The 20,882-nt window shown below is 64.1% G+C and carries 18 protein-coding genes; 8 read left to right on the top strand and 10 right to left on the bottom strand.

The genetic code is table 11. From position 1 onward, the window contains the following. Nucleotides 1–50 precede the first annotated feature (50 nt). The 5 genes from IDT60_RS17320 to IDT60_RS23315 form a co-directional block, all read right to left on the bottom strand. Nucleotides 51–617 carry a recombinase family protein gene (locus IDT60_RS17320; protein WP_191079988.1) on the bottom strand — a complete coding sequence of 189 codons (567 nt, stop codon included), beginning with the start codon at nt 615–617 and terminating at the stop codon, nt 51–53. A gap of 267 nt (nt 618–884) precedes the next feature. Beyond that, nucleotides 885–1,451, bottom strand: coding sequence for an SLATT domain-containing protein (locus IDT60_RS17315; RefSeq protein WP_191079987.1), 567 nt, complete (start codon nt 1,449–1,451; stop codon nt 885–887). 217 nt (nt 1,452–1,668) lie between these two features. Beyond that, the gene (locus tag IDT60_RS17310; protein ID WP_191079986.1) at nt 1,669–1,854 is read right to left on the bottom strand and encodes a hypothetical protein; all 186 of its coding nucleotides are present in this window, start codon (nt 1,852–1,854) and stop codon (nt 1,669–1,671) included. 281 nt (nt 1,855–2,135) lie between these two features. After that, nucleotides 2,136–3,311, bottom strand: coding sequence for a nucleotidyltransferase (locus IDT60_RS17305; protein ID WP_191079985.1), 1,176 nt, complete (start codon nt 3,309–3,311; stop codon nt 2,136–2,138). Nucleotides 3,312–3,972: 661 nt separating this feature from the next. Beyond that, on the bottom strand, nt 3,973–4,629 hold the full coding sequence (locus IDT60_RS23315; RefSeq protein WP_223883783.1) for a hypothetical protein: 657 nt from the start codon (nt 4,627–4,629) through the stop codon (nt 3,973–3,975). A gap of 145 nt (nt 4,630–4,774) precedes the next feature. On the opposite strand from IDT60_RS23315, the gene IDT60_RS23310 reads away from it, so the two are divergent. The 6 genes from IDT60_RS23310 to IDT60_RS17275 all read left to right on the top strand — a co-directional run bounded on the left by IDT60_RS23310 (nt 4,775) and on the right by IDT60_RS17275 (nt 10,895). Then, nucleotides 4,775–5,143: a tyrosine-type recombinase/integrase gene (locus IDT60_RS23310; RefSeq protein WP_255527099.1), complete on the top strand. Its 369-nt coding sequence runs from the start codon at nt 4,775–4,777 to the stop codon at nt 5,141–5,143. Next, nucleotides 5,103–6,209 carry a tyrosine-type recombinase/integrase gene (locus IDT60_RS17295; protein WP_191079984.1) on the top strand — a complete coding sequence of 369 codons (1,107 nt, stop codon included), beginning with the start codon at nt 5,103–5,105 and terminating at the stop codon, nt 6,207–6,209. The genes IDT60_RS23310 and IDT60_RS17295 overlap by 41 nt, the downstream gene beginning before the upstream one ends. Then, nucleotides 6,203–8,449 carry a tyrosine-type recombinase/integrase gene (locus IDT60_RS17290; protein WP_223883781.1) on the top strand — a complete coding sequence of 749 codons (2,247 nt, stop codon included), beginning with the start codon at nt 6,203–6,205 and terminating at the stop codon, nt 8,447–8,449. Before IDT60_RS17295 ends, IDT60_RS17290 begins: the two co-directional genes overlap by 7 nt. Continuing rightward, complete coding sequence (locus tag IDT60_RS17285; RefSeq protein ID WP_191079983.1) at nt 8,446–8,829, top strand: DUF6262 family protein; 384 nt, start codon at nt 8,446–8,448, stop codon at nt 8,827–8,829. The genes IDT60_RS17290 and IDT60_RS17285 overlap by 4 nt, the downstream gene beginning before the upstream one ends. Before the next feature lie 268 nt (nt 8,830–9,097). Then, nucleotides 9,098–9,451 carry a helix-turn-helix transcriptional regulator gene (locus IDT60_RS17280; RefSeq protein WP_191079982.1) on the top strand — a complete coding sequence of 118 codons (354 nt, stop codon included), beginning with the start codon at nt 9,098–9,100 and terminating at the stop codon, nt 9,449–9,451. After that, nucleotides 9,444–10,895 carry a Fis family transcriptional regulator gene (locus tag IDT60_RS17275; RefSeq protein WP_223883780.1) on the top strand — a complete coding sequence of 484 codons (1,452 nt, stop codon included), beginning with the start codon at nt 9,444–9,446 and terminating at the stop codon, nt 10,893–10,895. Before IDT60_RS17280 ends, IDT60_RS17275 begins: the two co-directional genes overlap by 8 nt. Before the next feature lie 86 nt (nt 10,896–10,981). On the opposite strand, the gene IDT60_RS17270 is transcribed toward IDT60_RS17275, so the two are convergent. Continuing rightward, nucleotides 10,982–11,227, bottom strand: coding sequence for a DUF2244 domain-containing protein (locus IDT60_RS17270; RefSeq protein WP_370590754.1), 246 nt, complete (start codon nt 11,225–11,227; stop codon nt 10,982–10,984). 279 nt (nt 11,228–11,506) lie between these two features. On the opposite strand from IDT60_RS17270, the gene metH reads away from it, so the two are divergent. Next, a complete protein-coding gene (gene metH / locus IDT60_RS17265) occupies nt 11,507–15,157 on the top strand; it encodes a methionine synthase (RefSeq protein WP_191079980.1) in 3,651 nt (1,216 codons plus the stop codon). 43 nt (nt 15,158–15,200) lie between these two features. Further along, entirely contained in the window at nt 15,201–15,353 is a 153-nt protein-coding gene (locus tag IDT60_RS17260; RefSeq protein WP_167525100.1) for a hypothetical protein, read from the top strand. Between the two features lie 276 nt (nt 15,354–15,629). On the opposite strand, the gene IDT60_RS17255 is transcribed toward IDT60_RS17260, so the two are convergent. The 4 genes from IDT60_RS17255 to IDT60_RS17240 all read right to left on the bottom strand — a co-directional run bounded on the left by IDT60_RS17255 (nt 15,630) and on the right by IDT60_RS17240 (nt 20,815). After that, nucleotides 15,630–15,818, bottom strand: coding sequence for a hypothetical protein (locus tag IDT60_RS17255; protein ID WP_191079979.1), 189 nt, complete (start codon nt 15,816–15,818; stop codon nt 15,630–15,632). A 44-nt stretch (nt 15,819–15,862) separates the two neighbouring features. Next, on the bottom strand, nt 15,863–17,080 hold the full coding sequence (gene fdhA, locus IDT60_RS17250) for a formaldehyde dehydrogenase, glutathione-independent (RefSeq protein ID WP_164204710.1): 1,218 nt from the start codon (nt 17,078–17,080) through the stop codon (nt 15,863–15,865). Nucleotides 17,081–17,420: 340 nt separating this feature from the next. Beyond that, nucleotides 17,421–20,255 carry an ATP-binding cassette domain-containing protein gene (locus IDT60_RS17245; protein ID WP_191079978.1) on the bottom strand — a complete coding sequence of 945 codons (2,835 nt, stop codon included), beginning with the start codon at nt 20,253–20,255 and terminating at the stop codon, nt 17,421–17,423. After that, entirely contained in the window at nt 20,252–20,815 is a 564-nt protein-coding gene (locus tag IDT60_RS17240; RefSeq protein WP_191079977.1) for a hypothetical protein, read from the bottom strand. The genes IDT60_RS17245 and IDT60_RS17240 overlap by 4 nt, the downstream gene beginning before the upstream one ends. Nucleotides 20,816–20,882: the final 67 nt, after the last annotated feature.

The following is a 20,882-nucleotide window of genomic DNA, read 5'->3' as shown; positions in this document are numbered from 1 at the left end:
TACGGCCGCAGGGACTATGGCACGACTTTCGGCGCAGGCAGGGGAGCGGTTCAGGCCAGTTTGGCGTGGCGCAGGTACTGGTAGACGGTCTCCCTGCTGATCCCGTAGTCGCGGGCGAGGACGGCTTTCGGTACACCGGTGCCAGCGCGTTCGGCCAGTTCGGCTGCGCGTTCCGGTGTGAGGGTCTTTTTCCGTCCTTTGTAGGCGCCGCGCTTCTTGGCCAGGGCGATTCCTTCCCGTTGGCGTTCCCTGCTGAGGGAGCGTTCGAATTCAGCGAAGGCGCCCATGACGGAGAGCATGAGATTGGCCATGGGGGAGTCCTCGCCGGTAAAGACCAGGCTCTCCTTGACGAACTCCACCCGCACACCTCTGCGTGTCAGGCCCTGGACGAGAGCGCGCAGGTCGTCGAGGTTGCGGGCGAGCCTATCCATGCTGTGCACGATGACGGTGTCACCATCGCGGGCGAACCGCAGCAGCTCCGTGAGCTGCGGCCTGGCGGTGTCCCGGCCGGAGGCCTTATCCGTGAAGACCCGGTCCAGGACTTGGCCCTCCAGCTGGCGCTTCTCGTTCTGATCCAGCGTGCTCACGCGCACGTACCCAATCCGCTGTCCGACCATCGGCGCCTCCAACCCTGGACCTGTCAATCTGAGTTTCAGGTTCTTGCCGGACAACAGTCAATAGGCAATGACTCTTTCTGGGCGAGCCAGACCAGGGCCGGCCCAGTAACGCACTCCCAGACTTCGGTAGTGACAGACTCAGCGAGATGTAAAGGAGTCCTCCGTTCATAACCGACCAGTTGACGGTGGACGCTTAGCGCACTAGCGACAGGGAACCGCTCCAACCGAGGGCGCCGCGGCCGCGACGACCTCCGGTTGGGAAGGTTGTTACGAGACTCGGTTCTGTGTAGTCCTGCGGAGATTCATAGGCAGGAACTTGTCGATTTCCTCGTCAGAGAAAGTAAAATCTTCAGACTCCTTCAAAGCTCGCCGAGCCAGACTATACGCTTTGGAGCTGGTGTCGGGGGCGGTCAGGAACACTTTCTGTGACTGCGCACTGAGACCGTCCCTTTGATTTCTGACCTCCTTGGCCGACAAAGCGTTCCCTTCTACGTCAGCTAGCAAGTGGATATAGCTATCGCGGATTTTGAGGAGGCACTTTGCGGCGTCGCGGTGTTCCGCAGCTTCTTGGGTGGGGTTGAAGCTGAGCTGATACAAGGTAAAACCTGCTGTCAAGGTTGCAAAGAACAATGCCACGAAAAGGAGGTCGCGGTTCTCGCTTGTAACGCTCGTCAATACTCCCCCGAAGGTCAGGGCATTAAGAACGATGTTCATCCACTTTGAAGCTGTCGCGTGGCGGGTGCACAGTTCGCGAGCCTTTTCATGGGTCTTATGGGTGTAAACCACCCGCCCAAAATCCTCCCTGATTAAGTCCAGATTAACGTCTACTCTCACTCCCAGATACCTCCCAGCCAGCAATGCCCACCAAGTCCTAATTGTTTGCAAACTCGATCATCGTTCCAGTCCGCCACGTTCCACATCTTCCCTTGCCAACCTGCTTGGCCGTCTGGCCATGTGCTATCGCAGCCAAGGCGGCGCGCCTTGTCGGCCGAGAGCCAGGGAGTAGGTGCTTCCCGATGGGGTCGAGGTGCGGGTCTTTGGTCGGCGGCAATCAGGCCTGTTCCTTGCCAGATTCTTCACCCGCCTGTTTAGGAATTAGCGGGTGCAGCAGCTTCGATTGGGCTTCAGGTTCTTCTTCTGCGACCCCATCACCGAACCATATGCCGGTGCCTTTCCACATCTCGTAATGAAACAACCATTCCGAGGACCAGGGGAGGACGGTATCGACTAGGAGCATGGTCGGAGACCACTGTCCTGCAGTGTTGAGGCATAACGACCCGTCATCCCATATGTGCGGGAGGAGACTGTGTTCATCTGGTCTCAGCGAAGGCTCAATAACTTTGACCACTGGATTCCCGCCCGCTTGGAGGGAAACTTCGGTCAGGTATTGCGCTGACAGTGCTGACGGCTTCAGTCGACCGCGCCAGACCAGGCTTCTTGGGCATAAACGCACGGTGCTGCCGGTATACACGCTCTTGAGAGCAAGCGCTTGTTGTGGAAGGCTCAGACTTGCATTTCTCACATCCGGCCCCCGTGGAATGTATGGTCTTTGACCGGCCGGGTGGAGCTTGCAGGGCCAGTGACCGTCAGGGTTCCTAACCCGTTCTGTGCCCGAAGTATGCCAGAACGTCGGGCCTCAACATGCGGATAGCTAAGAGCGCGGGCTCCGGCCAGGGCTGCATGCTCGCCAAGAACCATACGGATCCCTTTTAGGACATTGTCGTTGCCGCTGCGTGCAGCGATTCCACTGATGTCCTGGGATACAGCATCCGCCCATTCAAACAACGCCGAAGCCCGCCAAGGCTCACTGGCCCAACAGTCGGCGAAGTTTTCTTCCGGCATCACCGGATTCGCAATCACGTGCTGTCCGTTGATCACCTCAATGTGGTCGACAAGATTGGTGGCGATAGCCCTCATGACATCGAACAGGTTCCCGCCAAGCTGATCAAGCTGATATGCATGCGCCGCTAGCGTGGTGATGATGATGGACGAAGGGCGGTGATCCAGGCGGCCCGTGAAGTAGATGTCCCGGTGCCGCTTTAGTGCCTGGACAGCTAGTTGAAGCGTTGTTTTGCGCGTCCATTCAGGCACATCCACAACATCGACCCCCCGTTCGGCCAGGAACGCTTCCTTGGCCATTACCTCTTTACGCGCAACGTCTCGGAACCAGTTTGCGTAGCCAAGTGGATCGGAGCGAAGCCACGACCTGACGTCATGATCAGTGATTAGGATCCCGTCGTCCGACCCTCGCTCCGAGGATGCATCGGGAACTGCAGGAAGTACATCCATGTGCATCCCCGGATACTCAAGCGTCCAGCACCTCTCGCTCTCTGCAAGCAATGCTTTGGGATGCGAAGCTGCAACGAACTTGCGAAGGCCGGTGCCAGCGTCTGCCTTTAACGCCACCTGAGTGGTTGACGAGGTCTGAATGCCGCGTACTACGACGAGGTCGATGTCGACGTCGTCATTGCGGTGAATCCGGCGGGTCACAGTTCCTAGCGCAAAAGAGCCTTGGACATACACCCTGTTCTCGGCCGTCGATTCGGCCCAGTGTTCGTTGAGGGTCTGACCCAGACTGTTATAGCGGGCGACTACCTTAGCCCGTTCCTCTGCCGAGATGTCCAGAGAGGAAATGCCGGCACCAAGCACCTTTTCTAGGTCGTCGAGCTGTGGGCGTTCAAGTGAAATGGTCATGCCACTCCTAGTTGCTAGGTGTGGCTTCCGACACTCCCTAAGACTCGCCGAATAGTGTCTTGAGCAAGTCTTGAGGATGTAAGCTCTTTTCATCCCGGTCGCATGGGAAACGAAAATAGCCTCAGTCGGTAAGCCTCCAGCCTTAGGGCGGGATTACCCTGAGGCTTTTTCGTGCCCAAATTCAGGCACAGGTAGAACACTACATGTAGTGCAGACGGCTCTTCGGAACCCCAAGATGATGTATTACAGGTATGTCATTTGATGCACTTTTAATCCACAGGCGCCGGGTTGCTCAACGTCCGGAATCCCGGCGTTTTTCCGGATGAAATTCACACCCTGTGGAGTACTTAGCCACAATTAACATCCAGCGTGTCGCCGGCGGGACGGCGTGTTGAAATGCGTGACATTGGGTAGGTAGCAGGGTCGCGAAATGCACTTCGTGTGCAACTATCAGCCTGCTTACTTTACGTAACGTCCGATATCGGTAGTAAAACCACGGGAGTAGAAGTAGCTGCGAGAACTCCCGTCCCTTGGCGAATTCGGCGTTTTCGCAGGTCAGGCATGCGAGACGGCGAACATGACCATTCTGAGTCCAAGCCGAATTTGCCCGCGGATCCCATGTCGCTGTAGGTTTCCTGCATCTAATGCATGTTTCCATGGTTTAGGGGTTGGAGTGAGTGGTGCCGTTCCGGGTTTTGTCCCGAGGATGCTGGTGGATCCGGCTGTTGGGCTGTTCAGGGCCGACGAGCGGGTTTTTACGGCCATGCTGGATGGCTGGCGGGCGCAGATGCTGGCCCGTGGGCTCACGACGGACACCATCAAGCAGCGCTGCCAGCTGCTGGAACGGTTCCAGGAGTTCACGGGTGAGTTTCCGTGGCAATGGCGGCCGGCAGACGTCGATGATTTCCTGGCCGGCCTGCGTTCCGGTGCGAAGCCGATCAGCCTGAAGACGCTGCGCTCTTATAGCAATGCCGTGGCGATGTTCTGCTCTTACCTGACGCATCCTGGCTATGGATGGGGTGAGTTCTGCGAACGCACTTTCGGCGACATTCCGAGCCAGATCTGCTTTGAATGGAACACGCCCAGGCACACGACCGACGACGCGGTCCCGGCAGCGCGGCGGGCGTTCACCAAGGCGGAACTGCAACGGATTTTTGACCATATCGACGATCTCGTCGACCGTGAATATGCTGCGGGAACCAAGCGGTGGCTGCCCCTGTTCCGCGACTCGGTGGCATTCAAAGTCTGTTATGCCTACGGGCTTCGCCGGCGCGAGATGACGATGCTGGATCTGGAGGACTTCGGCCCCAATCCCCACGTCACCGACTATGGCCGCTTCGGTGCCATCCAGGTGCGGTTCGCCAAAGGCACCGCAGGTTCCGGGCCCAGACGGCGCACTGTTCTGACCGTGCCGGAGTTCGATTTGGGTCGTGGATCAGCTGAGGACGTGGACCTCCGGCGGGATGCGGGCCAATTTCCCAACAGCGGACCGGTCATCGGCGATGTGGCCCAGCGAGCGGGGCGCCCGGATGTCGCTTGGTTCTTTCGGGGATGCCTTCGCAGCTGCACGGGACGCTGTTGGATTGCCCAAAGAACTGGGGCTGCACTGCCTCAGGCATTCCTATGTCACTCATTTGATCGAAGCCGGCTATGACCCGGCATTCGTGCAGATTATCTGGAGCCGGAACCGTGGTGTCTTTGACGTGCAGCACGGGGCACGTAACCGTGCAATTCCGCGTGATGGAGGTGCTTATCTGAAGCTGTCCATCACACGGGATCGCGGGAGGGTTAATGCAGGTTCAACGAGTTTTGGTGTCCGGTTCGCAGCTTGAGTCGTGGACTGTGCTTGATGATCATGGTGTCGTCGAGCCGGTGGAACGGTTCCTGGCTTATCTGACCGACGTCGAGCGGTCACCGAACACGCTCAAAGCGTATGCACATGATCTGAAGGACTGGTTCGTCTTTCTTCGATACCGCGGCGTTGATTGGCGCCAAGTGAGGCTGGAGAACGTCGGCGAGTTCGTCGCCTGGCTGCGGCTTCCGCCTGCCGGACGCGCCGCGGACGTGACGTTACTACCATCGGCCTCCCATCATTGCGGGCCGGGCACGGTGAACCGCAAGCTGGCCGCGGTCAGCGGCCTCTACGTGTTCCACTCACGTCATGGGGTCCCGCTGGGTGACCTTGTTACCGAGTTTGAAACGGTCCGGCACCGAAGAACGGGATGGAGACCATTCCTTGCCCATCTTGCCGGGGACAGGCCGCAGCGGCGCCGGATCGTGAAACTGCGTGAGCCGAAGAGACTGCCCACGGTCCTGTCTGCGGTGAAGGCACAATCAGTGCTGGATGCGTGCACGCGGCTCCGGGACCGGTTCCTGTTCGTCCTGCTCTGGGAGTCGGGAATCCGTATCGGCGAAGCACTCGGACTGCGGCATGAGGACATTGCAGTGGCCGAGGGCGAGCTGACGATCCGCCGGCGCGTAAACGCCAACCGGGCCCGGGCGAAGTCCGTTTCGCCGCGCACGGTACCGATCTGCGCGGACGTCGTGCGGGTCTACGGCGACTACCTTCACGAGGAATACGGCGATCTGGACAGCGACTATGTGTTCGTGAATCTGTGGGCCGGCGCCCGCGGCCGGCCGATGAGCTACGCGGCAGTCTATGACTTGGTGAAGCGGCTGCGCCGGGACACTGGAGTGGATTTTGACCCGCACTGGTTCCGCCACACCTATGCCACCCGCTTGTTGCGGGCAGGGACGCCGATCGAGGTCATCAGCAGCCTGCTTGGCCACGCATCGGTCGCGACCACCATCGACGTCTACGGCCACCTCACTGTCGAGGACGCCCGCCGCGCCCTCGAAAAGGCAGGGCTGCTGACCGGAAAAGAGGTCACGTGGTGAACTTCCCTGCGCTGAACGACTACGAGGATAGTCGCGGTCTGTTGGCTAAGCTCATGGCCACGGTCCGGCCGGAATTCCGACCCGGGATCGTGATTCCAGCCCCAGGCTCCCTCGTCTTCAACACCGAGCCCTGCCGGATCGACGAGTGTGAAAGGCAACGCACGGTCAAAGGGTTCTGCAAAAGCCACTACAAGCGTTGGCTGGACCAAGGACGCCCGGAAACCGAATCATTCCTCGCCAGCCCCGGCCCATTGCCCGTAGGCGATGGCCCCCTGGCGGCATGCACCGTCACGTGGTGCCGCTTCGGTTCGGCCAGACGCGGCCTCTGCGTCAGCCATCACGGGTTCTTCGGACGTTCTAGCGAGACCGACGTGATTAAGTGGCTCGCTACCCTCTCCCCCGAGCCGGCCGCCGAACGGCCCGAATGCAGGCTCGCGTTCTGCGACCTCTGGGCCCAAGGCAACTCGCCGTTGTGTCTCAACCACAAGTCCCGCTGGCACGCCATTGGCGCACCGGATATCGACGAGTTCGTCACCCGGTGCGAAAGCGTGGGTCTGGATCGGTTCGATTTCCGATGCCTGGCTGATCGTCCCCAGTTGCGGCTTGAGCTCCAGCACGCCCTGCAATGCCGCCACGACGAACGCCGGGCCAGTACCCGCGCCTCCGTTGTGACGCCCGTGATCCGGCTCGTCTCCGACAGCGGCGTCGCCTCGCTGCTGGACTGGAATCTCGAGCAGTGGTCAGCGTTCTACGGCGCCGGCCGGGTAGGCCGCAGTCACCGCCACAACGGGCAACTCGCGTTCCTGCGCTTTGCTTACACCCGGCTCGAAGACCTCGCCGCCGGCACCGGGTGGGAGTCTGAGTTTGGCCGCGACGCCTGGGCCCTGCACCGCCTCGGTTACACCGACACGCGCGGCGCCCTCCGCTTCGACAAGATCCCGCAACCGTGGCTGCGCTCCTTGGCAAAACGCTTCATCCGGTGGCGGTTGACCAGCGGTCGGGAGATCATCCAGGCCCGCGTCGACCTCCTCGCTCTGAACCGATTCGCCGCGTTCCTCGCGCACACCATCGCTGGCTCCGACGGCCCGGACTGCATCGACCGCGGCATCCTGGAACGCTTCCTCGCCGAGCTCGCCCGTGACAAACGGGCCGTGACTTCCCGTGGCCGCGACGTCAGCTCCCTGAACGCCTTCTTCGCCGCGATCCGCCGCCACGGCTGGGCCAAGGACCTGCCGGCATCGGCGAACTTCTACCCTGAAGACTTCCCACGACCGGCCAAACGACTGCCCAGGGCCCTGGCCGACCAAATCATGGCGCAACTGGACCAACCCGAAAACCTCGGCAAATGGACCAGCCCCGACAGTCGGCTTCTCACCCTGATACTGATGCGCTGCGGTCTGCGCGTCGGGGACACCTGCAACCTGGTATCAGACTGCGTGGTCCGTGACGGTGACGGTGCCCCATACCTGCGCTATATGAACCGGAAGATGAAGCGCGAAGCCCTCGTGCCCCTCGATGAGGAAGTCCATACCGCCATACTCGACCAGCAACGACGCGTCCGCGAACGATTCCCCGAAGGCAGCAACTGGCTGTTCCCGGCCCCGAAGATGAACCCCGACGGAGCAAAACCGCTGACCACGCACTCCTACCGCGGACAGCTTGAAGACTGGCTGGCACGCTGTGCCATCCGCGACGAACACGGGCAGGAGGTGCGCCTGACGCCGCATCAGTGGCGCCATACCTTCGGGACAACACTGATCAACCGCGACGTCCCCCAAGAAGTTGTTCGGGTCCTCCTCGACCACACCTCGGCGGAGATGACCGCCCACTACGCTCGGCTGCACGACACGACCGTGCGCCGCCACTGGGAGAAGGCCCGCAAGGTTAACATCAACGGCGACACCATCACCATTGACCCGCAAGGTCCCCTCGCCGAAGCCAGCTGGGCCAAGCAACGCCTCGGCCGAGCGACGCAGAGCCTGCCGAACGGATTCTGCGGGCTCCCGGTCCAGAAGTCCTGCCCGCACGCCAACGCCTGCCTGACCTGTCCCATGTTTGTCACCACCGCCGATTTCCTCCCCCAGCACCAAGAGCAGCGCCGCCAGACCGTCCAGATCCTTTCCGCAGCCGAGGCACGCGGACAGACCCGGCTCATCGAGATGAACCAGGCAGTACTGCACAACCTGGACCGCATCATCGACTCCCTCGACGACACCGCACCAGCCGAGGCGGCCGGATGAACCGCCCCGATAACAGCCGGCACCTGATCAAAGCTGCACAGCAGCGCGCGGCGCTCACCCGGTCCAAAGCCGTCCAAGCGCTGCGCGCCCTGCACGCGGACGGCCGCCCGATCACCTTCGACGCCGTCGCCAGATACGCCCGGGTCTCCCGGTCCTGGCTTTACACCCAGCCCGACCTCCGCGCAGAAATCGAACACCTCCGCCAAAACCAGGCCTCGGCGGAGCCCACACAGGAATCACCCGCACAGCGGGCAAGCGAGGCCTCGCTACGGCAACGACTCGAAGCCGCCAACGACAGAATCCGGCGACTCAACGACGAGAACCAACGCCTGCGACAGCAACTCGCACACGCCCTCGGACAACGCCGCCAAAGTCCATGACCAGCTGCCGCAAGCATCCCGAATCAATAACAGTTTCACGAGAAGAAAGGACACCCAATGCCACCGTCATGCACGTCCCGGACACACCCACCAACACAAAACCGCAGGCCAGAGGCACACCACCCTGACGGGCTCAAGATAATGCAGACACAGGTTGGCCACTCGTACGCCTCGACCACTGGCCTCTACACATCGGTATCGTCGGACTTCAAGCAGAAAACCGTGCAGCAGATGATCGCACGCCGCATCACGAACTTGGAGGACCCAGATGCCTGAACAGCGCCGGATCGGCTACCGCTGGAACTTGCGTGCTCTCATGGCCAGGCGCAACCTCTGGAAGACAACCGAGTTGATGCCCCTTCTGAGGTCCCGCGGAATCAACCTCTCCGAGAGCCAGGTCTACCGGCTGGTCACGGCCACGCCGGAACGCATTCCGGCCAGGACGTTCGCGGCGCTTTGCGACATCCTGGACTGCACGCCGAACGACCTGTTCGAACCATTCGTTGAGATGCGGGCCGCGGCGACGGCAAACGCGCCGCAGCGCAGCGAAGATCTCGGAATCCAACCAGGTAGCCCGATAGCCAAGCGCATCCGGCTCGTCACGCCTGAGGACGGTGAGTAGGCCACGCAAAGCAGAGGACCCGATCCGCTGGCCGGTCCCCTGCAACCGCTGCGGCCAGCACCACCAAACCGTCGCACGATGGCCCGACGGTGGAGTCTGTGGCTACTGCTACCAGCAAGCAAAGCGCACCCGAGGAGTCTGCGCCTGCGGACACGAAGGCGTCCTGCCCGGCCTCATCGATAACCAACCCGCATGCCGTCGATGCTCAGGCATCCGACTCAACATCGACTGCGAGACCTGCGGAGCCGAGGACGAACTCCACAGCGGCGGGCGCTGGTGGACCTGCGTCCTTGGCATTGTCGTAGATGACCTGCTCACCGACCCGGCCACGGGAGCCATCGCCAACGATCTGATCCCGCTGGCTGCCGCCCTGAAGTCGATGAAACGGGCCAACAGCGGCATGACCTGGATCCGCCAAAAGCACGTCACCGCATTCCTCCGCAACCTCGCGGTCGCACCAAAGATCACCCACGAAACCTTCGACGAACTGCCCGACTCACGCACCCGCGAATACGTCCGCGGACTCCTCACAGAACACGGAGTGCTCCCCCAACGCGACGAGCTCCGGATGCGCTACGACAGCTGGGGCGCACAAGCCCTAGAACGCGTGAAAGATCCCCAGCACCTTGACGTGATTCGCCGCTACATCCGCTGGCACCACCAACGACGAATGAACCTAATGGACGAAGTCACCCGCGGCACCTTCCTTCGCGCCAAACAGGAAGTCACCGTGGCCATCGACCTCCTCAACTGGCTCACCGGACATGACATCAAACTGCCCGAGTTGCAGCAATCCCACCTCGACGTATGGCAAGCCGAAGGGCCAACAACCCGGCGCATCGCCGAACGCTTCCTCAAATGGGCCATCAAAACCAAAGCCGCCCCATCCGGGCTCACCATCGTTCCGCACCGCCGCGGCACCAGCCCAAGACTCGCCAAGCCGGGACAGGACGAAGCACTCAAACGAGTCACCGGCGCCGACGGACTCGAAGCACGTGACCGGGCCGCCGCCATACTCATCCTCGTCTTCGGACAACAGGCCGAAAACATCGCACGACTAACCTGGAACGACGTGACCATCACCGGAGAACTGGTCACCATCCAGCTCGGGGCCACCCGAATCGCACTACCGGATCCGCTCGCCGAGCCATGGCGAGAACTCGCCGCAAACCCAGGGCACGACCTCACCGCCTCCCACCCCAACACTGATTGGGTATTCCGCGGAGTCTCGCCCGGACGACACATCCATCCCGGACACCTCACAACACGCCTCAGCAAGCTGTTCAGCACACGGGCCGCCCGACTGGGAACACTCCACGAACTCACCAAACTCGCACCCGTGGCCATCATCGCCGAAACCCTGGGATACTCCCCCACGACCATCGAACGCCACGCCACGCCACAGACTCAGCCGCCGCCTACGCCCGGTACATCGCAGCAGTAAGCGGGTCAGGCCTGCACGCAGGGCGCAACTAGGACTACCTGGACCCGCTTGCTTTCGAGGAGGATGTCCCTCGGCGTTCGCCAAATCTAAAGCTGCCGGCCCCGACGATCCCAGTCCTGGCGACGGGCTTCTTCCTCGTCCCAGAAATGACCGTCGTAGTGGCGCACATAGAGCAGATAGGCGGTGAAGACCGCGCAGATAATCAGCATGGCCAGCATGAGGTAAAGAAAGGCACCCCAAGCTTGATTCCACCGGAATGCAATTTGCACGATTGCGTTTACGGCCATGAAGGACACCATGACCAGCTGCCAGCGAAATCCGCCCCGCGTCATACGCGGCTCAAGGCGCTTCCGACCCTCAGGCATATTCGGAGCCTACAGCCGGAGGAGCTTTCTGTCATGAGCTAACATCGGCCCCGCCACCGAGCAGTATGAGTGCCGTTCACCGTCGGGCAAATGACGGAGGCGGCTACTCCCGTCCCATGAATACCCGTGCATGCCAGTTGCCGTAAGCCCAGAGGCGCTACCCAAGGTCTGAACTCCCACCCCCTCGCCGTCGTAGCACATAGACACACAGCGCAACCTTCCGGCCCCCAGACGTAACCTGTTTAGATGCCTCGTTTTGCGCTTGATATTGATTCCGTGCCCCGTCCCGTCCGCGCCCAGGAGCTGCTGGATGCGGTGAACCACCGGGTCGTCATTGCCGATGGGGCCATGGGCACCATGCTGCAGGGCCGGGAGCTGTCACTCGACGACGACTTCCTGGGGCTGGAAGGCTGCAACGAGATCCTCAACCACACGCGCCCGGATGTCCTCGCGGACATCCACGACGCGTACTTCGCCACGGGCATCGACGCTGTCGAAACCAACACCTTCGGCGCCAACTGGTCCAACCTCTCCGACTACGGCATCGACGACCGGATCGAAGAGCTCGCCCGCAAGGGCGCCGAGATCGCCCGCGAACGCGCCGAAGCGGCAGAAAAAACCGACGGCCGCATGCGCTGGGTCCTGGGCTCCATGGGGCCGGGCACCAAGCTCCCCAGCCTCGGCCACACCACCTACGACTACCTCAAGCAGACCTTCGCCCTGCAGGCCGAGGGCCTCATCGACGGCGGCGCGGACGCCTTCCTCATCGAAACCAGCCAGGACCTCCTGCAGACCAAAGCCGCGGTCAACGGCTGCAAGCAGGCCATCGTCACCCGCGGCATCAGGCTCCCCATCTTCGTGGAAGTGACCGTCGAAACTACCGGAACCATGCTCATGGGCTCCGAAATCGGCGCCGCACTCACCGCTCTCGAGCCGCTCGGCGTCGACGCTATCGGACTGAACTGCGCCACCGGGCCGGACGAGATGAGCGAGCACCTCCGCCACCTCTCCAAGCAGTCCTCCGTGGCCATCGCCTGCATGCCCAATGCCGGCCTCCCCGTCCTCGGCCCCAACGGCGCGCACTACCCGCTCTCACCCACCGAACTCGCCACCGCGCACGAGCAGTTCGTGCGCGAATTCGGCCTGGGCCTGGTGGGCGGCTGCTGCGGTACGACGCCGGAGCACATGGCCGCCGTCGTCGAACGCCTTGCGCCGTTGCGCGCCGCCGCCGCGGTCACCAGCGGCGGGCGGGGCGCCGATGGCAGCCGCGTTCCCACCGAGCGTGAAGCCGGCATCGCGTCCCTCTACCACCACGTGAACTTCGACCAGGAGTCCGCGTACCTCGCCATCGGCGAGCGCACCAACGCGAACGGTTCGAAGGCGTTCCGCCAGGCGATGCTGGAAGAGCGCTGGGACGACTGCGTGGACATCGCCCGCGAACAGGTCCGCGTCGGCGCACACCTGCTGGACGTCTGCATCGACTATGTGGGGCGCGACGGCGTGGCCGACATCAAGGAGGTCGTCTCACGGTTCGCGTCGGCCTCCACCCTCCCGCTCGTCATCGACTCCACCGAACCGCCCGTGCTGCGGGCCGGGCTGGAACTCATCGGCGGCCGCCCGGTGGTCAACTCGGTCAACTACGAGGACGGCGACGGCCCGGACAGCCGCTTCGCGCGCATCATGCCGCTCGTAAAGGAACACGGCACCGCCGTGATCGCCCTGACCATCGACGAACAGGGCCAGGCACGCACCACCGAGGGCAAGGTGGCCATCGCCTCACGCCTCGTCGACGCCCTGGTGGGCGAATGGGGCATGCGGGTCGAGGACATCATCGTGGACGCCCTGACCTTCCCCATCGCCACCGGCCAGGAAGAAACCCGCCGGGACGGCATCGAAACCATCGAGGCCATCCGCCAGATCACCGCCAAGTACCCCGGCATCAACACCACCCTCGGCGTTTCGAATGTGTCCTTCGGCCTGAACCCGGCAGCGCGCATGGCCCTGAACTCGGTGTTCCTGCACGAGGCCGTCCAGGCCGGCCTGACCAGCGGCATCATCGACGCCGCCAAGATCGTGCCGCTCGCCTCGCTCCCGGAGGAGCAGCGGAAGGTGGCCCTGGACCTCGTCTATGACCGCCGCGAATACGACGCCGACGGCAACGTGACCTACGATCCCCTCAACATCATGCTGGACATGTTCGCCGGCGTCGACACCGCAGCGCTCAAGGATCAGCGCGCCGCGGAACTCGCGGCGCTGCCCACCGGCGAACGCCTGCAGCGGCGCATCATCGACGGCGAAGGCAAGGGCCTCGAAGAGGACCTCGACCTGGCGCGCTCCGAAGGCATGACCCCGCTCGGCATCATCAATGACCAACTGCTCGAAGGCATGAAGGTCGTCGGTGAGCGCTTCGGCGCCGGCGAGATGCAGCTGCCCTTCGTACTCCAGTCCGCCGAGGTCATGAAGAACGCGGTGGCCCTGCTCGAGCCGCACATGGAGAAGTCGGATGCCTCGGGCAAGGGCACCATGGTGATCGCCACCGTCCGCGGCGACGTGCACGACATCGGCAAGAACCTGGTGGACATCATCCTCACCAACAACGGCTACAAAGTCATCAACATCGGCATCAAGCAGGGCATCGCCGAGATCATGGCCGCAGCCGAGGAACACAACGCCGACGTCATCGGCATGTCCGGGCTGCTCGTGAAGTCCACCGTGGTGATGAAGGAGAACCTCGCCGAACTCCAGTCCCGCGGCCTCGCGAAGAAGTGGCCCATCGTCCTCGGCGGCGCAGCTCTGACCCGCGCCTACGTGGAGCAGGACCTGGCGGAGCAGTTTGAAGGCACCGTCCGGTACGCCAAGGACGCCTTCGAGGGCCTCGCCCTCATGGAACCGCTGGTGCAGGTGGCCCGCGGCGCCGACCCCGCCGCCGTCGGCCTTCCGCCGCTGAAGAAGCGGATCCACAAGGGCGGCCCGAAGTTCACGGTGACCGAGCCGGAGTCAATGCCCGGCCGGTCCGACGTCGCCGCCGACAACCACGTGCCGTCACCGCCGTTCTGGGGCACCCGCATCGTGCGCGGCGTCTCGCTCCACGACTACTCCACCTTCCTCGACGAGCGCGCCACCTTCATGGGGCAGTGGGGCCTCAAGCCCGGCCGCGGCGACGACGGCGCCTCTTACGAGGAACTGGTGGAACGCGAGGGCCGGCCGCGCCTGCGCTACTGGCTGGACCGCATCCTCGGCGAGGGAATGCTGGACGCATCCGTCGCCTACGGCTACTTCCCGGTGGTCTCCGAGGGGGAGCAGGTTGTGGTGCTGCACCACGGCGAGGACCGCGACGGCGTCCTCGGCACCCCCGGACTGCTCGCCCCCGACGGCGGGTCAGGCGGCCCGATCGGCACCGACCGGCTGCGGTTTAATTTCCCGCGTCAGCGCCGCGACCGGCACCTGTGCCTCGCCGACTTTGTCCGCTCCCGCGAATCGGGAACGATCGACGTCCTGCCGGTGCAGCTGGTCACCGCCGGCTCGAAGATCGAGGAAGTCACGTCCGAACTGTTCGCCGGGAACCACTACCGCGACTACTACGAGCTCAACGGCCTGGTCATGCAGCTCACCGAGGCGCTGGCGGAATTTTGGCATGCGCGGATCCGCTCCGAGCTGGGCTTCGCGGCCGAGGAGCCCAAGGACAAGGCCGGCCTGTTCAAGCTCGAGTACCGCGGTGCACGATTCTCACTTGGCTACCCCGCCTGCCCGGACATGGAGGACCGCCGCAAGGTGACGGAGCTCCTGAAACCCGAGCGGATGGGCGTGGTCCTCAGCGACGAGCTGATGCTGCACCCGGAACAGTCCACCGACGCGTTTGTGTTCCACCACCCGGAGGCGAAGTACTTCAAGGTGTGAGTCTGGGGCCGGTTTCGGCAGGGACAAGGCTTAAGCTTCCCCTATGGGAATTATCATCACACTGCTTATCATCTGGCTTGTCCTCTCGATCCTCGGCTTCGTGGTGAAGGGCCTGCTGTGGCTGGCCTTCATCGGCCTGATCCTGTTCGTGGCCACGGGCGTGTGGGGCTGGCTCAAACAGCGGTCCAACGTCTGACGCCCTGCGGGGCAATGCCGTGCGGGCCTGAAACGGCAGGCAACAACCTGGATTAGTGCGCTGGCCGTGTTGGGCGCATGGCTCCGGCCGGCTTCGGCCGGGGAGCAATACCGGTGGTCCAGGTGGCCCGCACCCTTACACCCCGAACCCTTACACAACGAAAGCGGCCGACGGCGGGAGGTTCCCGCCGTCGGCCGCTTTCCTGTGTGCGCACTTCAGGCCTATCTGAGTGGTCCCGGCCTCAGGGCTGATGCCGAATGGCCGGTGCAGCCGTTGTCAGCGGACGCCGAGGTCGCTGTCAACATACGAACCGGGGCGATTTTCAGTGCCATGGTGGCAATTGCAGCCACCATCCAGCTGCAGCCGAACGGTCACCGGACTCGATGCTTCGAGCCGGATGTCAACAGGCTTTTCCCCGTTGCTGCTAAGGCGGAGAATCGATTCTTGGTCGGTGCGGTGGGTCATGTGATTACCTTTGCTGGTGCTGGGAGAGTGGATGCGCTGCGGTTCTACGCCTTGACGTATCCGTTCGGATTCAGCACGAATTTCGTCGCCGAACCGGCGTCAAATTCGGCGTAACCGCGCGGTGCATCCTCAAGCGGGATCGCTTTCGCGTTTACTGCCTTGGCGATCTGAACCTTGTCGTGCAGGATCGCCATCATCAGCTGGCGGTTGTATGACATGACGGGGCACTGTCCAGTGGTAAACGACAGGGACTTTGCCCATCCGGTACCCAAGGACAGCGAGAGGGAGCCGTGCTTGGCTGCCTCGTCAACTCCACCAGGGTCGCCGGTGACATACAGGCCGGGAATGCCCAGAGCCCCGCCTGCAGCGGTGATGTCCATGAGCGAGTTCAGCACGGTGGCGGGGGCCTCGTGGGAGGCGTCCTTGCCGTGACCGCGGGCTTCAAACCCTACGGCGTCGACGCCGCAATCAACTTCGGGGACGCCAAGGATTTGCTCGATCTGGTCCTTCGGATCGCCGTTTGTGACGTTCACCGTTTCGCAGCCGAAGGATCGGGCCTGAGCCAGGCGGTCTTCGTTCATGTCGCCGACAATCACCACGGCTGCACCGAGCAGCTGGGCGCCGACGGCGGCCGCGAGGCCCACCGGGCCGGCACCGGCAATATAGACAGTGGATCCGACGCCCACCCCGGCGGTGACGGCGCCGTGAAAGCCTGTGGGGAAGATATCGGAAAGCATGGTCAGGTCCATGATCTTTTCCAGGGCCTGGTCGCGATCCGGGAACCTGAGCAGGTTCCAGTCAGCATAGGGGACCAGCACATATTCGGCTTGGCCGCCCACCCAGCCGCCCATATCCACATAACCATAGGCGCTGCCCGGGCGGTCAGGGTTGACGTTCAGGCAGATGCCCGTCTTGCGCTCCTTGCAGTTCCGGCACCGGCCGCAGGAGATATTGAAAGGTACGGAGACAATGTCGCCCACCTTGATGAACTCCACGTCCGGACCGACCTCCACCACTTCACCGGTGATTTCATGGCCGAGGACGAGGTCCTTTGGGGCTGTGGTCCGGCCCCTCACCATGTGCTGGTCCGAGCCGCAGATATTGGTGGTCACCGTGCGCAGGATCGCGCCGTGGGGTACTTTTCGGCCCACATTGGCGGGATTAACGCCAGGCCCATCTTTGAGTTCGAACGTCGGGTAGTCGGTGTTGATGATTTCGACGACACCGGGTTCTTTGTAGGCGACGGCTCTGTTTCCTGACATGGACACTCCTTTGTGTAGGGGTATTTGGTGCCAGGCCTTCCGTTCGGATGGCCTTGCACTGGCCGGCAAATTTGCAGGCGCTGCCCCATGGCCCGAGAGCGGTGCTTCGATGAGGATACCTCCCCAGGTTTCAGGCCACCGAAGCACCCTTCACGGTCACGGGACAGCTCTACTGATGAGACTAGGGTCACAAGCGCTGCAATAAAAGCGCAAGAATTTGAAGATAACCATGCAGAATCAGTGCATGAACGATTCCTGGCTCATTCTTCGGGTGGTCGCCCTGGGTACGCCGGTGCCTGACGCACATCATCAACCAGGGGGGCCGGTCCTGGCGGGCTCCTCAGACCTTGAGGTGAAGCCGGTCCCTGGGCTGGGCGGGTTGGGCCTGCGCCGCGTGCGCGCCCGCGCTGGAGACGGGCTTCACCCGCCGGAGGGCGGCGAGGATGGCCCGCCCCACCACGGCGATTCCGATGATGGTGGTGACGGCACGCAGGGTGTCCCAGCCCGCCGTCGAGGTCACCAGCGAGTAGAGCAGGAAGCTGCTGATGTTGGTGCCCAGCGGCGCGCCGGGCAGGTAGGAGATGCCGGTGCCGGCCCCCACCGCGAAGGGCCAGAACCACAGGTTGGTCAGCAGCCCGAACAGGTACGACGCCACGATGCCGTAGCCGCACAGCATCCACAGTTCGGCCTTGCCCCGCACCCGCCGGGGGAGCAGCCCGGCGCCCGCCCCCACCCACGCGCAGGCGAAGATCTGGAACGGCGTCCACGGCCCGATGCCGCCCCACAGGGCGCTGGAGAGGGCGATGGTGGCAGCCCCGAGGAGCATGCCGAACCGGGCGCCGAAGGCCCGGCCGGCCAGGATCAGCAGGATAAAGACCGCCTCCACGCCCCCGACGCCGGTGCTCGCCACCCGCACCGCGGAACCGACCGCTGCCAGGACACCGAGCAGCGCCACCGTGTGTGCCGAGCTCACCGAGCCGTCGAGGGACACCACGATGGCGACGACGGCGAGCGGCGCGATGGCCAGCGCCGCGTAGGGGAGTGACGCGGCGGCGTCCTCGGGGAAGGCCGCTGCGAGCAGCGGCCAGCAGAACGCTGCGAGGGCCAGGACGTTGGCGGCGGCGAGGACGGCGAGTTCGGCGCCGCGCGGCATCCGGTGGCGGTGCTGCCGTGTGGGGGCGTGCGTGTCGGATTGTTCGGTGACGCGTGGCCGGGCTCGGGCGTTTTCCTGCCGGGGGAGCGGGAGGTGCGGTTCCGGGGCGGATTCTGTTTTCTCAGACGCAGTGGAGGGCGCGACGCCGTCACGCATCGGGAGGATCCGGGCGCCAAGGCTGTGGGCAAAGGAGAGGTCGTGGGTGGCGATGAGGACCGCCGCGCCGTCGTCCGCGGCTGCCCGCAGCGCAGCCGCGACCGCCGTGCGTGCCGCAGGGTCGAGTCCGCGGGTGGGCTCATCGATGAGGAGCACCTGGGGGTGGTCCATGGTCTGCAGCGTGATGGCAAGGATCCTGCGCTCTCCGGCCGAGAGATCCCGGGGATGCTCGTGCCCGATGGGAATCCGGACGTCTCCGCGCAACCGGGCCAGGCGTGAGGCCGCGGATCCTGGTTCGGGCCGGGCGCCTTTTCCGCGGGCTTGGCGGTGCTCGGCGGCGCGGAGCTCTCCTGCCACCGTGTCCCTGGTGAAGAGGTCGTCCGAGGCGTCCGGGACGAGGGCGACGCGGCCGCCGCCGAGAGTACCGCCGTTGACCGTTCCTTCGCCCAGGGCGAGCGCCACCAGGAGGGAGGACTTTCCGGCGCCGTTTGGTCCCACCAGGGCCACCACTTCGCCGCGGTTCAGGGTCAGGGACGCATCGCTCACGAGCGCCTTGCCCTTGCGGTGCACCGCGAGGTTGGCCGCCGCCAGGACGGGCGCGTGCCCCGTTTCCGGAGTGGGTGTTGGATGTGCAACAGCCGGGACCGAAGCGGTTGGCGCGGCACCTGGCACGAGGGCGCCGTCGTCGATGGTCCACCACGAGTCGGCAATGGGAACGAGTGCTTCCGCGCGGTGCTCCGCCACGATGACGCAGACTCCGGCATCACGGGCGAGGGCGCTGAGCACGGCGATGACGCGTCCGCGGGCCGAAGTATCAAGGTCGGCCAAGGGCTCGTCCACCAGGAGCAGGGCCGGATCATCCACCACCGCGGCGGCGATGGCCACGAGCGTTGCCTCACCCGCGGAGAGGGTGCTGATATTCCGGTCCAGCAGCGCCGACACCCCGATGCGGTCCGCGACCTCGAGCACCCGGGCCTTGGCGGCAGCGGATGGCGTGCCGCGCAGCTCAAGGGCGAGGGAGATCTCGTCCCGGACCCGGGTGGAGGCGAAGGCGGCGCGGGGATTCTGCAGGACGACGCCGACGTGGCGTGCGGTGTCGCGCGGCGGCGTGGTGGCCCGGTGTGCTCCGGCGACGCGCACGGTGCCGGAGATTTCGCCGCCGTCGACGTGGGAGAGGAGGCCGGCGATGCCGCGCAGGACGGTGGACTTGCCGGACCCGGTCGGGCCGGTCATCACCGTGATGGACCCGCTGGACGGCGTGAATCCCGGGACGTTCACTGAGGCGTCGCCGATGCGGAACTGTGCGTCACGCACCAGAAGCGGGCCGCCGTCGTCGTTCCCGGCACAGTGCGGCGCCCGGCTCCCGAAGCCGCACAGCTCCAGCGCCGCGGCAACCCGCGCCGCGTGTTCCAGGGTGCGCTCGAGCACGGGCACCAGGGCGCGGGGGCCGAACCGTTCGCCCCGCAGGCGGAACGCCAGGCGGACGGAGGTGACGGCGTCGGCAAGCGCCGGAAGCGCCGCCCACGCCACCACAAGCGTCCGGGCCAAACCTTGCATGGGACCGCGGCGGGCCAGGTGCACGAAGCCGCGGGCCACGTCCACCCAGGCGTTGAGCAGGCCGAAGGCGAGGAACATCCCGGCAATCGGCAGGGCGGATACCACCGCGGCCCACAGGCCGGGTCCGCTGACCGGGCCGAGAAAAACCACATGCGCGTACGGGGCCGGCAGCCGCATCGACGGGAGGTCGAGTAGGACCGGTTCGCCAAGTCCCGCCCCGTTGAAGAGGATGCGGTAAATGACCCGCGCCGCGATGAAGACGACGGCGAGAGCCGCCGCTGCTCGTAGCGGCGCGGGTCGAAAGGTCATGCTGCGGGTGCGGCCGGTTCGCCGTCGACCGTGTAGAGCAGCTCCAGGCTCTCTCCCGGGTTGAGCTTGAGGCTGTCCAGACCTTCTTGCGCGTAACCCCACGTGCCGGCAGCGGGCTTCACCCAGAGGGCCCAATAAGAGACAGTGTTTTTGTCATCGCACACTTCGCGGATAGTGCCACCCTTGTGCTTGATGTCGAAGTCCGCAGCGGGCACACCGTTGACGCGGCACGCGAAGCTCGTGGGGTACTTAGCGGTGCCCTCGATCTTCACCTCAGCGTCGCTCAGCACGGCAGATGCCAGAGTGGGTCCGTCCACGGGCACGCACACGGAGGTATCGGCGGCAGCCTGCTCCAGGGAGCCGGAATCGACGATGACCTTCACGCCGGTGCAGGGCTCGGAGGCATTGGCTGAAGCCGTCGCGGAGGAAGGCGCTGCAGAGGAAGCCGGCGCAGAGGCGGATGGGGTGGCGGCCGGTGTGGAACAGGCGGCGAGGGTCAGCAGGAGACCGGCGGCGGCGAGGGAGCTCGCGGCGGCGGTGCGGATCTTAGTCAAAGTCACGCTTCAAGGGTAGGGCGTGGCGTGTCGGGATCTGGAGGCCGTCACGTTGTGTGACGTCAGGGTGCCA

The organism is Pseudarthrobacter sp. BIM B-2242 (assembly GCF_014764445.1).
Lineage (GTDB): Bacteria > Actinomycetota > Actinomycetes > Actinomycetales > Micrococcaceae > Arthrobacter > Arthrobacter luteus_A.
This window is presented reverse-complemented; position numbering and strand designations above follow the sequence as displayed.